We start from the raw sequence: 13,928 nt of genomic DNA on the forward strand, positions 1-13,928 counted from the left end.
CATCTTGAAAAAAACATCACTGGATACAGTATGCTTCCTTCGAAAGTAGTTCACTGCAAAGCAGTACGCACCATGCCGCTGCTGCTGGCCGCCCTGATTTTTGCCGGTTGTACCGGCCAGGCTCCGCAAACGCCTCAGGCGAATGTACAGGGGGCCGCCACGGGCACCTCTGACTATTATCTGCAGCAGGTGCAGCAAAGCTCAGATGATAACAAGGTTGACTGGCAATTACTTGCAATCAGAGCGTTGTTGAACGAAGGGAAGGTTCCTCAGGCCAACGATCAGCTGACGCAAATCCCTCAGAATCTGAACGCGATCCGGCGTCAGGAGCTGTTGCTGCTTCAGGCACAGCTGAGTGTGGCACAGCAAAACCTGCCTGATGCGACTGAGAAACTGAAGCAGATTGATACCAGCGCCCTGTCGCAGGATCAGCAGGTGCGTTACTTCCAGTTGCAGATTGCCGCCAGCCAGGGTCGCCCTTCGCTGGATGTGCTGCGCGCCTGGATTGCTCAGGAACCGCTACTGACAAATCCGGCCGACAAACAGAAGAATATCGATGCCACCTGGCAAACACTGACGCAAATGACGCCAGATCAGATGAACAATCTGGCCATCAACGCCAATGAAAATGTGTTGCAAGGCTGGTTAGATCTGCTCGGCGTGTACCGTGCGAACGCCAGCGACCCGGATATGCTGAAAGCAGGTATCAGTGACTGGCAAACGCGTTATCCTTATAATCCTGCGGCCAAAATGCTGCCAACGGCGCTGATGCAGGTACAGAACTTCCAGCCAGCGTCCACCGGTAAAATCGCCCTGCTGCTGCCACTCAGTGGCCAGGCACAAGTGTTTGCTAACGCCATTCAGAAAGGGTTTAACGACGCGAAAAATGGCGTGCTGGCTCAGGGCAGTGCCCCAGCGGTTGCCGCTCCGGTGCAGGCTCCTGAAGCAGTGCAGGCCACACCGGATGCGGTGGTCAGCCCGTCTGCCGACGCAACCGCGGCCCAGCCTGCTGACGTTCAACCGCAATCGGCCCCGGCCAACAGCGTAGAAACAGCCGCACCGTCAAGCAGCACTCAGATTCAGGTGTATGACACCAGCACCCAGCCCATCGAACAGATCCTCACCCAGGCGAAGAATGATGGCGCAACGCTGGTAGTCGGTCCGCTGCTGAAAAATCACGTTGAACAGCTGGCTAACAGCCAGACATCACTGAACGTTTTGGCCCTGAATGAGCCAGAGTCCGTCCAGAACCGTCCGAATCTTTGCTATTTTGCGCTTTCTCCTGAAGACGAAGCCCGTGATGCCGCGCATCATATGTGGGACCAGGGCAAACGTACCCCGCTGCTGCTGGTACCACGCAGCTCGTTAGGGGACCGCGTGAACAAATCCTTTGCTGCCGAGTGGCAGAAACTGGGCGGTGGCACGGTATTGCAGCAGCAGTTTGGTTCAAAAACAGAACTGAAACAGGGTATTAACAGTGGCGCAGGTATCCGCTTGAGCGGCACGCCGATCACCGTACAGCCTGCGGCAGCAACGGGTATAACCATTGGTGGCCTGAACATCCCGGCACCGATGACCGATGCCCAGGTCAGCAACAGCAACGGCAGTGTGGATTCAGTGTATATTGTCGCCACTCAGGATGAGCTGACGCTGATTAAGCCGATGATCTCCATGCGTGTGAGCAGCCGTGATAATGTGGGTCTGTATGCCAGTTCGCGCAGCTATCAGGCAGGTGCAGGCCCGGACTATCGTCTGGAGCTGGACGGCTTACAGTTTAGTGATATCCCGCTTCTGTCTGGTGCGAATCCAGCACTGATGCAGCAGGCGGCGAAGTCGTTTAACAATGATTATTCACTGGTTCGTCTGTATGCGATGGGCATTGATGCCTGGACGTTGGCGAATCATTTCAACGAGATGCGCTCACTGCCAGGTTTCCAGATCAAAGGTGATACTGGCAATCTGAGTGCAAATCAGGACTGCGTCATTAACAGGAAGTTAGTGTGGAGCCAGTATCGTCAGGGTCAAATCGTCCCGGCCAACTGAGTCGACAACAGCAGGGGGCGGCCAGTGAACGTCAGGCCCGCCACCTGCTGCAAACATCAGGTTTGCGTTTTGTCGCTGCGAATGTGCGTTACCGTGCAGGCGAAATCGACCTGATTATGCGCGATAAGCAGGTGTGGGTTTTTGTTGAAGTGCGCTATCGTCGCAACGACCGTTTTGGCGGCGCAGCAGCCAGTATTACGCGCAGTAAACAGCAAAAGCTGTTGCGCGCCGCCGCGCTGTGGCTCAACAGTCGTGGACAGAGCTTCGACACGACGGACTGTCGTTTTGATGTGGTCGCGATCACCGGCGAACAGGTAGAATGGTTACCTGATGCATTTACAGCAGAATAAGAGCCTGTTTTAAAAGGCTAAACTAACCAGGTGAATGACGTGCTGGAAAGAATTAAAGTCTGTTTTACCGAAAGTATTCAAACGCAAATCGCAGCGGCAGAAGCGCTGCCGGATGCCATAGCACGCGCGGCGATGACCATGGTGCAGTCGCTGCTGAATGGCAACAAAATCCTGAGCTGTGGCAACGGAACCTCCAGCGCCAATGCCCAGCATTTTGCTGCCAGCATGATCAACCGTTTTGAAACTGAGCGTCCGAGCCTGCCTGCCATCGCCCTTAGCGCTGATAATGTGCTGCTGACAGCGATTGGTAATGATCGCCTGCACGAAGAGATTTATGCGAAGCAGGTGCGCGCGTTGGGCCACGCTGGTGATATTTTGTTGGCCATATCAACCCGCGGCAACAGCCGTGATATTGTCAAAGCCGTAGAGGCAGCGGTCACGCGTGATATGACGATTATTGCGCTGACCGGCTACGACGGCGGTGAACTCGCCGGTCTGCTGGGACCACAGGATGTGGAGATTCGTATCCCCTCGCATCGCAGCGCGAGAATTCAGGAAATGCATATGTTAACCGTGAATTGTCTGTGCGATTTAATAGATAACACTTTGTTTCCCCACCAGGATGTTTAAAGGAGCTTAAATGAAGGCATTATCTGCATGTGCAGTTATCCTTACCGCGTTGATGTTACAGGGCTGTGTGGCTGCGGTTGTCGGCACTGCGGCGGTCGCCACGAAAGGTGCAACCGATCCCCGTTCCGTAGGAACTCAGGTGGATGATGGCACCTTAGAACTTCGTGTGACCAACGCGTTATCCAAAGACGAACAGATTAAACAAAACACCCACATCGTTGCCACCGCCTATCAGGGCAAAGTGCTGCTGACGGGTCAGGCACCGAGCAGCGACCTGGCATCACGCGCGAAACAGATCGCCGTCGGTGTTGATGGTGCAACCGAGGTGTATAACGAGATCCGCACCGGTAGCAAGGTGAGCTTTGGCACGGCATCTTCAGATACCTGGATCACCACCAAAGTGCGCTCCCAGTTGCTGGGTAGCGATCAGGTGAAATCCTCAAACGTGAAAGTGACTACCGAGAACGGCGAAGTGTTCCTGCTGGGTCTGGTGACCGATTCGGAAGCAAAAGCGGCAGCAGATATCGCCAGCCGGGTGAGCGGCGTGACCCACGTCACCACCGCGTTTACAATTCTGAAATAAGCATGCTGGAAAGGGTCAGGCATGCCTGACCCCTACTAAACAGTAATCCGCGTTGGTATTCTTAATGGTCGCCACAAAACCAGCACCATCCGCGTTGATATTCGTAGGGGGCGCCACAAAACCAGCACCATCCGCGTTGGTATTCGTAGAGGTCGCCACAAAACCAGTACCATCAGCGTTGGTATTCGTAGAGGTCGCCACAAGGCCTGCGCCATCCACGTTGATATTCGTAGGGGGCGGGCATGCCCGACCCGCTCCCACCGCATTACAACCTGCTTAAGCAGTCCATCGCTACCGCTTTAAAACTGGCAAAGTCTTTGCTATCCCGAAGTCGTGTCATCGCCCGCTCGCGCATAAAAGTCACAAACAGGTCGTAAATGGCCATCGCCTCTTCATACTCTGTTTTGCTGATCGCCAGCAGGAAAATCACGTAGGCGGTTTCATCGCCCCAGGCAATGCCCTCAGGTGCAAGCACCGTGTAGACGCAGGTTTTCTTCGCCAGCAATCCAAGCGAGTGCGGCAACGCAATCCCCTCACCCAGCATGGTGCTGACAATCGCCTCACGTTCCTCCACCGAAGGGTAAAACGCTTCATCCACCCTCCCTTCTTCTTCCAGCCGATCGCATAGCTGGCGGAACAACGCAGAACGATCCATCGGGCGATCGAGAATCAGGAAGTGGCTGGCATCAAAGAAACGCTCCAGCATATAAGGCCGGGTGCGATCGAGCAGCACCAGCTTGCCGATCTGCTCAAGCTGATAATCGGTAGGAAACGGTGACATCACCACCACCGGCTTATCTTTATCACTAAGACGTACTGTGGAGATCACAAAGTCTTCCTCCACGTTCTCTTTCAGTTCGTATTCACGCAGAGAGAGGATGTTACTCACAACAATTTGTGGATATTTCCGCAGCAGCATGGCTTCGATCATGCGCACGGTGGAGTTGCCAGTATCGCACACCAGCAAGATCTGCGGATGGCGCTGATAGCCCACGTTGTAGTGGCGCTCCAGCCCGACACCAATATGCAGCACCAGGAAACCGATCTCATTTTCACTGATGGTGTAAGGCGAGTATTTACCCCAGCTGGAGACCGCCGCCAGCGTCACATCCCAGGCCATCGGATAGTGCTGTTTGATATTTGATAGCAACGGGTTAGGGATCTGGATCTGGTAACGCACGCGGGTGATCATCGTTTTAATGTGCGTCAGCAGGTCGGCATGGAGCTGCGGATCGTTTTGCAGGTTAAAATTGTAATGCGTGTTGATGTAGCTGAGGATGTAGTCCACCAGCGAGTCGCCGTCATCCGGGCTGATCACGCTGGCCACGCTGTCCTCTACCCGGCGGGCAGCGATATTTACCCGCAGGTAAGCCTCTTCCGCCGGAGAGATGGCTTTACCCGTCATCGGCCTCATCAGGTTCACGATATGGCGCGCCGCGTCACGTACGTCATCATCAACATCCTCCGCCGTGAAATCGGTCAGCGGATAGCCTTCGCCAATGCGACGCACCGCCACGGCACAGTAAAGGCGCAGATAAAACTCCCCCTCATCGGTCAGACGGATCGTAAAGCGCGACAGGCACTGTTGCAGCAGCGGTTGCAGTGTATCAAGCATACCGCGGTTCAACGCCTCCAGCCTTAACAGCGGGCTGTCGATGTCTTCCTGTGCAATCTGATACAGCAGGTCCGTGAGGCAGGTGCGCATCGCTACCTCTGTCCCGAACAGCTTCATGCCGTAGCGTGGCTTGGTTTCAATCGCCAACTGATAGCGCGCCAGCCACTCCCTGACTTCAGCCATATCACTTTGCAACGTGGTGCGGCTGACAAACCACTCGTCTGCCAGGTCTTCCAGTTTCAGGGAAAACGCCGACGTGAGAAAGCGGGTAAGCAGGTAGTGCACGCGTTCCGACGACGTGCGCGGGACGCGCAGATGGGAAGGTGACTGCTGTAGCAACGCAGTATAACGCGGCAGATCCTCAATTTTCAGCCGATAACCCGCACCACGATTCAGCACCAGGCTGGCACCGTGATCGGCCAGCAGTTCATTGAGGACATGAATATCGGTACGCACCGTGCGTGTCGAGACAGCGAAACGTCGCGCCAGCTCATCCTGCGGCAGCGTTTCGTTTTGCAGCAAATCAAACAACTGAGCCAGTCGTTGGTTAGGGAATCTCACGGGGGCACCACTTTTAAGCTGATCACCAAAAGGAAAATTAACTTATTTTTCGACGAAAAAATAGCACACCCCGGAACAGGCCGGGGTGTCAGGACGAGATTAATCCACTAACTTTTTGGTTAATGCCAGCAGTGTTGCCACATCTTCCGGGCGGGTCAGCCCGGAGGGGCTATCAATAATGGAGCTGTAGATATGCGGAATAATTTTGCTGACGCCTGCATCCAGCGCGACGCGCAAAATCGTCTCATAGTTGTCCAGATCAATACCGCCTGTCGGTTCCAGCCAGAAATCCTGGTCTGCACAGGCTTCTGCCACTGCTTTAAACTCGTCGATAGCTTTCAGTCCGCCCATCGGGAAAAACTTCACTGAGCTTCCGCCCATATCCTTCAGCATAGCAATCGCGGAGGCGACCGGGATGATTCCGTCTACCCTCTGTGAACTCAGTGGCCCGGTAGAGATTTTCACTTTTCCGGGTTGGCCGGTTGGCGACACTACGGCGTTCACCACGGTCTGCGACTGTCCCAGCAGCGCGCGGGTAGTGCCAACGCCGGTAAAGACTTGATTAACATGCTGTGGCTGCACCTCAGCGGAGATGGCGCTCACCATCAGCGACTGATTCGGATCGCCCGCGCCCAGCCCAACGGACAGCGCATTATCGATCAGTGCGGCATACTCACGCATGTCCGCCACGGCGGTCGCGACATCAAGATAGTTTTTCGACAACACGCCTACCAGTACATAGCCTTCGGCCGCCAGCCAGATATCACGGGCGTTCTGTTTTGATCCGGCCAGTACATTCAGGCATACCCGGTCACGGTAAAATTTTGGTGTTAGCGTCATGCGCGTTTCTCCCTGGTTAACAGCGTCTGAATACAGACAAAAATGGTGTGCAGCTGATCCGCAGACACGCTGCGCACGTCTACTTCAACAATCCCTTCGTTGGCTTTGTAGCCACGGAAATAGATGGCGATATCGCCGGTTTTAAGTGCCTGGACCACTTCGCCCGTAGTACGCCCGATAGTCGCTTCGTCAAAATGAATCTCAGCACGGGCAATATCACGCCCGGCCGCATCCCACACCACGCGAGCCTGAATTCCGGACAGCTGATTCAGGTTGTCGATAAATGGCGTCATTTTTTCTACCATCTGCGCCCCTGTTACTTTCTCCAGACGCTGGAAATTTTCAATCGCCTGAGTCAGTCCCAGGATGCCCTCTTTGCCGACTTTCATCGCGCGACCAATGCCCTGCGACTGACGTTTTACCCATTCGACGTACTGCGTTTTTCCTGTTACCAGCCCGCTGGTAGGCCCTTCAATCGCTTTGGCGCCGCTGTAGATCACCAGGTCTGCCCCCAGTGCGTAATATGCCTGCAAGTCTTCTTCGGCAGCAGCATCCACGATCAGTGGAACGCCGTGTTTCCGGGCCACTACCGCCGCCTGTTCGACGCTGAGATGGCTTTTCTGCACGCTGTGGTGCGATTTGATGTAGAGAATGGCGGCTGTTTGCGGCGTGATGGCCGCCGAGAGCTGTTCAGGCGAACATTCGTTGGCGTAGCCTGCTTCCACAAGGCGGCCACCTCCCAGTGTGACCATCGTGCCCACGGGCGCGCCGAAGTTCACGTTATGGCCCTTTGGCAGCACGATGTCATGCGGCACGGTCAGCGGCGCGGCATGGAGGTTTTCCAACAGCCAGTCGTTATCTTTCACGATCACCGCCGCCACAGATTGCGCAATACCCGCTGACGCGCAGGAGACCACAACTGCCGCTTCACAACCCAACAGGCCGGCAATGTAAGCACCGGTTTTGTTGACCAGATCTTTCATTTCGAAGTAGTGCTTCAGACCATAATTTACCGTCTCCACCACATCCGCGCTCGGGGTCGACACACCGAGAATGGTCATGCGGCCAGAGGCGTTAATCACCTGCTTTAAGCCATATTTTTCATACACTGAAATCATCACGTTTTTTCCCTTCGTTAGTCACGAATGCCTGCCCGCTCACCACAGCAGCCAGCGGCACCAGGTGTGTTTCGCCAGACAGGGTTTGTCCGTCAGAATCACTGAACAGGCAGGTTTCCTGTTTCACGTCAAAAATGGTCAGATCGGCATCCAGTCCCGGCACCAGAAGTCCTTTTCCATTGAGCCGCAGCCCATCGGCGGCATGGCAGGTGACACAATCAATTACCTGTGTCAGCGTCATACCGATGTTTAAGAATTTGGACATCACATGCGCGAGGGAATACACCGGACCGTTAAGGCGGTTGCGGCAGTAGATATCCGAGCTGATGGTGTGCGGTAAAATGCCCTGGCCGATGGCGACCTGTGCCACCTCAAAACTGAAGCTGGCAGAGCCATGCCCAACATCCAGCCGCACACCGCGCTGCAACGCACGGGTAATCGACGCGCGAAGCTGCCCTTCCGCCGTAAGAATACGATTCGGTTTGCCGTTATAGCAGTGGGTAATCATGTCGCCGGAGGTCAACAAATCGGCGATATCATCGAGGTTCGGCGGGTTGTTACCGATATGGACCATGAGCGGCAGTTGGCCGTTCTCCTGCTGCATCGCTTTGGCACGTTCCAGCGGCTTGATACCATTTTGTTCCACCACACTGCTGCTGATACGGGCTTTCAAACCCAGGATAAAACCCGGCAGACGCTGTACCGCTGCGCGTACCGCAGGCCCGTCAATACGCGCCATATCCGCCAGTTCATTCTGCGTCAGAATGCCACTACGGGCGATGTTGAGCAGCGCATAAACACGGGTGCTGGCGCTGCGGGTGAGTTGATAGAAATCATCGATATCATCTGCGCCGGTACTGCCCGCATCCACCACCGTCGTGACGCCCGTGTCCACACCAATGCGATCGGCTTCATCATGGTAAATCGGCGATTTTGGGTAGCAGTGAACGTGCGAGTCAATCCAGCCCGCACTCAGCCAGTAACGCCCGGCAAAATCCCACTCACGTTTCGCCGGACCTGCGACCAGGCCAACGGCTGCAATTTTGCCGTCGTGAATGGCGACATCACTGAGGGTGCCATCGCTGAGACGGCCCCGCCGAATAATCAGATCAAACATGCAGACTCCTCAGCGTGGCGACATCCCGCCGCCACGCGGGTTAGTTACAGCGCGACCGGGAAGATCGCTCCCAGCGCCATCGCCCCCAGGATTGCGCCACCGGTAATCGGCTTGTTCCACAGGTAGAACAGCAACGATCCCACCAGCGCACCCAGCCCAATGGGAATCGATGCCGCCATCGCAGACAAGATAATTAACGGACCGAGGAAGCGGCCAGAGGTGTTGCCCGCGCCCATCATCACGTCAGCGCCGTAGGTCGAGTCGCTGTTGTTGATGGTAAATTTACGCGCGAGAATAATCAGGTATCCCACTGCCAGGCCCAGCGCCAGGCCGGTTACCAGCGAGGCGGCAAAGTTTGCTACCGGGAAGATAAACCCGGCCCCCAGCAGCAGCGCAGGCACGCCCAGGCCGATCCCGGTCTGGATCGCGCCACCAATATCGAGGATCCCCACCAGCGATCCTTCAATAATGCGTGCAAACAGGAAGCTGGCACCGAAGGCCGCTACCGCACCGTAAACGCCAGTTTCCATTCCCGCACGCAGCATGGAGACGAAGGCCACTTCGTTGAAAGCACCCAGCCCGTAGACGTAATACATATGCGTACCGGCGAACACACCAGAAGAGAGCAGCCCGACAAAGATCGGAAACGACCAGTCGGCATACCAGAAACCACTTTTTGTATTTTCCATTACCATCGTCCTCTTATTTACCGCTCAGGGAGTTGTGGATCATATCCAGCCAGCCAGGCACACCCAGATGGAAGGACTCCAGCAGCTTCATATCAAAGCCGCGGAAGAACCCGCTTAGCACGAACAGCAGGACGATGGCCATCATCATCACCTTGGTCACACGGTTCCAGCCCGCTTCTTCAACCCCTTTGCCAATCAGGATGCCCAGTACCAGGCCCGGTACCGCATTCCCCATGATTAGCTGCGCCAGTCCACCAAAAATGGTGGCCCAGAAACCGGACTTTTTACCGGCATCAATGGCCGCCAGCCAGAAGATCACGGGCATGACCGTATTGACCAGCAGGTTAGCCGCAGGTACCAGCACCTTCACTGCCGTCACCTGCAAGGCTGCCGGTACTGCTGACGCCGTTGAGTTCAGGAACGCCACCACGATCATGCCGATGATGCCGCAGGCGATCGCCATTTTCTTCGGGTTGTGCAGGGTGTCTGCCACGTTGCGGTTCTTGACCATCAGTGCCGCGGCCCCCCAGTTAGGGATAATGCGGTGGTCAACGTCCTGAGTAAAAGAACCCGCCGCCACAGACGATGCCCAGGCATTAAAGAAGAAGCCGAGGCCGAAAGAGAAGTGGGAGGCAGGATCGCCCTCACAGGAGTTCAGTTCGCCCAATGTACGAAAAGCGCCCATGCCCTGTGTGGTCGGGGCATGAAACATGCGTGCTGCGCCTGCGCCCACACCAACACCGACAAGTCCGCCGATAATCAATGACTTAAATAAGATAATGAGGAACATCGGTCTTTCCTTTTGTTATAACCCCTTCGCCTCAGGCGGTAGACGGACTACCGCATCTGAATGCGTGGAGGTGTATGCGCCCTGATGTTTTTTTAGTGGGAAACGATGAAATCCACGTTGTCTGTATCCACCACCACCACGTTGACGGTGATCTCCAGATCGACGCTGTAGAGCCGCCGTTCACGCGCCAGAAAGAAGAACAGAAACTTTTCCGTTTTGGTGCGAACACTGGCCTGCAGCACCTTCACATCCACCGGCTCAATACGCAGAAGAATTTTGCTGGTGGATTTCAGTACTGTGTTTTGTACCCGGCTAAGGGCATCGGCAAAGGCTTTTCCTTTGCTGTCGCCCTTACCGCTAACGCTCACCGTGGTGGTGAATTGCTCTTTCATCAGCCGTGCTTCTTCTGCCACGCCAGCACCAGACGCTCACCCAACTCTTCTTTATCCATAAAGCCGAAGCCGAGTACCGTGGCACCTTCGTTGATGGCGGTCACACCTTCATCAATGGAGCGCATTCCATGCTTAGCTTTGTAGCCATATTTATTCTGAGCAGTGATGGCACCCGCGCCGCCGCTGCCACAGAAGGAGATGCCGAAAGTGGCGTTTTCCGCCTTCATGACATCACCCAACTTCATGTCTGCCGCAACACCCGGTACTACAATCGCTTTGCCGCCGGCTTTTTCGATTCCGGCAGCGACTTTCTGGCCTTTACCTAAACGGTCGCCAATCACGACGATAATTTGAGACATGTTGTATTCCTTATTGGTTGCAACGGGCGGGGCATGCCCCGCCCCTACGGATTGTCGTAGGGGTCGGCATGTCCGACCCCAGGTTTATTCGTTTTCTTTGGCTACTTCGAAATGAACGGAGAGTAGCCAGGCCTCTTCTTTCGGCAGGTTACCGAACAAATCAACAACCTGCTGTGCCAGCGTCATTGACTCTGGCGAGATATCCTCAAACAGTTCTTCTTCCACTTCTGGCAGCGCTTCTCCGGTGAGAGAACGCAGTGCCATCGCACGCACATGGGAGGTGAGCATCTGCTGCTGAACAGGATTAGGTTGAATATTTCGGGCGGCAAAAAGTTCGGTAATTTGTGTCATCACCCGCGCAGCCAGCGACTGAATTTCATTATCCTGTTCTGTTACCGCGTTCACTGGCGCTATTCCATTACTCACGTTCGTCCCCTCTTAATTAACGATGGGAATAAATTACCTCTACGTTACCTTTCTGTGTAGAACGACTTTTTCCACATTGAAACGGAAATAAACAGATGACGCCGGATTGATGTCGCAAAAACGTTGAAACGTGCACGAACACCGTTAAATTGAGATGTGAATCACAAAAAACAGCGTTACCTGCTTAATAAACGCAGGCAAAGGGATATATACGGGGAAAAACATATCAATAATCACAGAAATAAAAGTAAAACTTATGACGAAATACCAGGCGGAGAATAAAAAAGATAACACCCGCGCCTCCCTACCACATAAATTTTTATGTTCCCGGGATTTGCGGGTTTACCAGTTTTTCGCAACTCAATTATCAGGGTATTAATAATCGAAAATATTATAGATCACTTTTCATGGTGAAAACTCTCGCGTTTATCTGCCTGACAAGGGAAGTCAGAGAAAGATTCTGAACAAGAAAAAATCGCGAGATATTCTCATTATCTACAGTGTTTTCACTCAGCTATTTTACGAAAAAAGGCGATGGGTTTATTCATCGCCTCTCAGGTTCAAGCTAAACGTTTTTGATCAGGGTTGTGTGATCAACGAAACTTCTTATGACCGGCATCTCGGGTAGCGGAGAATGTCTTCGCTTCTTCCTTTGCGCCTGCCAGATCACCGCCGTTTGCCAGTTTCAGACTGGTATCAATCTGGCCAATCAGTGTGTCCAGTTCTGCACGATAATCTTTCATTCCAGCACTGTCGGCCGCCTGGCCTTTTAACTTATCCGGCGTCTGAGTTTTCGCATTCTCAGCGGCAGCACGCATATCGGTTAATGCTCTGACCATTTCCGCCTTATCATCGGTCTTTTGTACCGTGCGATAAGCGCCTTTCAGGATATCCATATCGCCTTCCAGGTCCTGTGCCATCACCGAGGCACTTAACATCAGGGTCGTACTCAACATTGCAATCAATAACTTACGCATCTCAGATCCTATTTTTTATAAATGGGTATCATTCAGGCATTAAAAAAGGCGGCTGTTTTCACAGCCGCCTTTTCAGCATACGCGTAAATCTGTAAATTACTGCCCTGCGATCTTCATTTCTGGTAACAGAACGGATCCACACTGGATATTGCTACGCGTTTCAATGTCGCTACCGATGCTGACCATATTGCGCCACATGTCTTTCAGGTTACCGGCAATGGTAATTTCACTGACCGGATACTGGATCACGCCATTTTCCACCCAGAAACCCGATGCTCCGCGAGAGTAATCCCCCGTGATACCACTCACGCCCTGCCCCATCAGCTCGGTCACCAACAGCCCGGTGCCGAGCTGTTTTAGCATTGCGTCGAAGCTGTGGCCCTGTCCGGCGATGCGCCAGTTATGAATACCACCAGCATGTCCGGTACTTTGCAGCCCCAGTTTGCGGGCGGAGTAGCTGGTCAGCAGCCAGTTCTGCAACACACCCTCTTTGATAATGTCGCGGCGCTGGGTACGGATACCTTCGCTATCAAACGGCGTAGAGGCCAGGCCTTTCAGCAGATGTGGATGTTCTTCAATGGTCAGCCACTCCGGCAGGATTTGCTCACCCAGGGAATCAAGCAGGAACGTCGATTTACGATAAACACTGCCACCGCTGATCGCGCCTACCAGATGACCGAATAAGCCTGTTGCGACTTCGGCAGCAAACATCACCGGCGCTTTCATTGTCGACAGCTTGCGTGGAGAAAGACGTGACAGGGTGCGACGGGCACACTCTTCGCCCACGGCTTCCGGTGACTTCAGGTCTTCAATGGCACGACCAATGGTGTAAGCGTAATCGCGCTCCATATCCCCGTTTTCTTCCGCGATCACACAGCTGGAAAGCGAATGGCGGCTGGAGCAATAGCCCTGCAGCATCCCGTGGCTGTTACCGAACACTTTAATCCCGACGTGGCTGTTAAAGCTGCCGCCTTCGGTGTTGGTAATACGCTTATCTGCTTTCAGTGAGGCCTGCTCGGCGCGAGCCGCCAGTTCGATAGCGCGATCGGCATCGATCTCAGCAGGGTGAAACAGATCGAGATCCGGCGCATCAAAGGCCAGTAGCTCACGGTCGGCCACACCCGCGTAAGGATCGGGAGAGGTGTAGCGGGCAATGTCCAGCGCGGCCTGCACGGTGCGCTTTATCGCGTCCGGGCTGAGGTCAGTTGAAGAGGCGCTGCCTTTACGATTCTGATGATAAACAGTGATGCCCAGGGCACCATCGCTGTTGAATTCAACATTTTCCACTTCGCCATAGCGCGTACTCACGCTGATGCCGGTGGTTTTGGTTACCGCGACTTCTGCTCCGTCGCTGCTGGCCTTTGCCAGTTCGAGTGCTGTCGCTATCGCCTGTTCCAGGGTTTTACGCTGTTCTGCAACTTGGGAGAGTAATTTCATC

At 54.3% G+C, this 13,928-nt stretch carries 15 protein-coding genes; 4 read left to right on the top strand and 11 right to left on the bottom strand.

Annotation, left to right across the window (positions count from 1 at the left end):
* Positions 1-30 precede the first annotated feature (30 nt).
* From LJN55_RS20530 to dolP, 4 genes are read left to right on the top strand one after another with little or no spacing between them, the layout of a single operon-like run.
* Positions 31-2,043: a penicillin-binding protein activator gene (locus LJN55_RS20530; RefSeq protein ID WP_227535168.1), complete on the top strand. Its 2,013-nt coding sequence runs from the start codon at positions 31-33 to the stop codon at positions 2,041-2,043.
* Positions 2,001-2,393, top strand: a complete 393-nt coding sequence (locus tag LJN55_RS20535) for a YraN family protein (protein ID WP_133842510.1) — start codon at positions 2,001-2,003, stop codon at positions 2,391-2,393. The genes LJN55_RS20530 and LJN55_RS20535 overlap by 43 nt, the downstream gene beginning before the upstream one ends.
* A 39-nt stretch (positions 2,394-2,432) precedes the next feature.
* Positions 2,433-3,023, top strand: coding sequence for a DnaA initiator-associating protein DiaA (diaA, locus tag LJN55_RS20540; RefSeq protein ID WP_133842511.1), 591 nt, complete (start codon positions 2,433-2,435; stop codon positions 3,021-3,023).
* A 10-nt stretch (positions 3,024-3,033) separates the two neighbouring features.
* Positions 3,034-3,606 carry a division/outer membrane stress-associated lipid-binding lipoprotein gene (dolP, locus tag LJN55_RS20545; protein ID WP_133842512.1) on the top strand — a complete coding sequence of 191 codons (573 nt, stop codon included), beginning with the start codon at positions 3,034-3,036 and terminating at the stop codon, positions 3,604-3,606.
* A 265-nt stretch (positions 3,607-3,871) separates the two neighbouring features.
* Here dolP and LJN55_RS20550 read toward each other — a convergent pair whose 3' ends face one another.
* The 11 genes from LJN55_RS20550 to pmbA form a co-directional block, all read right to left on the bottom strand.
* Complete coding sequence (locus LJN55_RS20550; RefSeq protein ID WP_200641827.1) at positions 3,872-5,782, bottom strand: BglG family transcription antiterminator; 1,911 nt, start codon at positions 5,780-5,782, stop codon at positions 3,872-3,874.
* 99 nt (positions 5,783-5,881) lie between these two features.
* Positions 5,882-6,622 carry a 2-dehydro-3-deoxy-phosphogluconate aldolase gene (dagF, locus tag LJN55_RS20555; protein ID WP_227535169.1) on the bottom strand — a complete coding sequence of 247 codons (741 nt, stop codon included), beginning with the start codon at positions 6,620-6,622 and terminating at the stop codon, positions 5,882-5,884.
* Complete coding sequence (locus tag LJN55_RS20560) at positions 6,619-7,740, bottom strand: DgaE family pyridoxal phosphate-dependent ammonia lyase (RefSeq protein WP_227536421.1); 1,122 nt, start codon at positions 7,738-7,740, stop codon at positions 6,619-6,621. Before LJN55_RS20560 ends, dagF begins: the two co-directional genes overlap by 4 nt.
* Complete coding sequence (locus LJN55_RS20565) at positions 7,724-8,857, bottom strand: amidohydrolase/deacetylase family metallohydrolase (protein ID WP_227535170.1); 1,134 nt, start codon at positions 8,855-8,857, stop codon at positions 7,724-7,726. The genes LJN55_RS20560 and LJN55_RS20565 overlap by 17 nt, the downstream gene beginning before the upstream one ends.
* A 44-nt stretch (positions 8,858-8,901) precedes the next feature.
* The gene (locus LJN55_RS20570) at positions 8,902-9,552 is read right to left on the bottom strand and encodes a DUF4310 family protein (RefSeq protein ID WP_133842516.1); all 651 of its coding nucleotides are present in this window, start codon (positions 9,550-9,552) and stop codon (positions 8,902-8,904) included.
* 7 nt (positions 9,553-9,559) lie between these two features.
* Positions 9,560-10,336 carry a DUF4311 domain-containing protein gene (locus LJN55_RS20575; protein ID WP_133842517.1) on the bottom strand — a complete coding sequence of 259 codons (777 nt, stop codon included), beginning with the start codon at positions 10,334-10,336 and terminating at the stop codon, positions 9,560-9,562.
* Positions 10,337-10,428: 92 nt separating this feature from the next.
* Positions 10,429-10,728: a DUF4312 family protein gene (locus LJN55_RS20580; RefSeq protein ID WP_133842518.1), complete on the bottom strand. Its 300-nt coding sequence runs from the start codon at positions 10,726-10,728 to the stop codon at positions 10,429-10,431.
* On the bottom strand, positions 10,728-11,087 hold the full coding sequence (locus LJN55_RS20585) for an SFCGS family glycine-rich protein (protein ID WP_133842519.1): 360 nt from the start codon (positions 11,085-11,087) through the stop codon (positions 10,728-10,730). The genes LJN55_RS20580 and LJN55_RS20585 overlap by 1 nt, the downstream gene beginning before the upstream one ends.
* An 84-nt stretch (positions 11,088-11,171) precedes the next feature.
* Entirely contained in the window at positions 11,172-11,438 is a 267-nt protein-coding gene (locus tag LJN55_RS20590; RefSeq protein ID WP_238337038.1) for a glycine dehydrogenase, read from the bottom strand.
* 668 nt (positions 11,439-12,106) lie between these two features.
* Complete coding sequence (gene cybC / locus LJN55_RS20595; RefSeq protein ID WP_133842521.1) at positions 12,107-12,490, bottom strand: cytochrome b562; 384 nt, start codon at positions 12,488-12,490, stop codon at positions 12,107-12,109.
* A gap of 96 nt (positions 12,491-12,586) precedes the next feature.
* Positions 12,587-13,927, bottom strand: a complete 1,341-nt coding sequence (gene pmbA / locus LJN55_RS20600) for a metalloprotease PmbA (protein WP_159336811.1) — start codon at positions 13,925-13,927, stop codon at positions 12,587-12,589.
* Position 13,928 lies beyond the last annotated feature (1 nt).

Source organism: Erwinia rhapontici (assembly GCF_020683125.1).
Lineage (GTDB): Bacteria > Pseudomonadota > Gammaproteobacteria > Enterobacterales > Enterobacteriaceae > Erwinia > Erwinia rhapontici.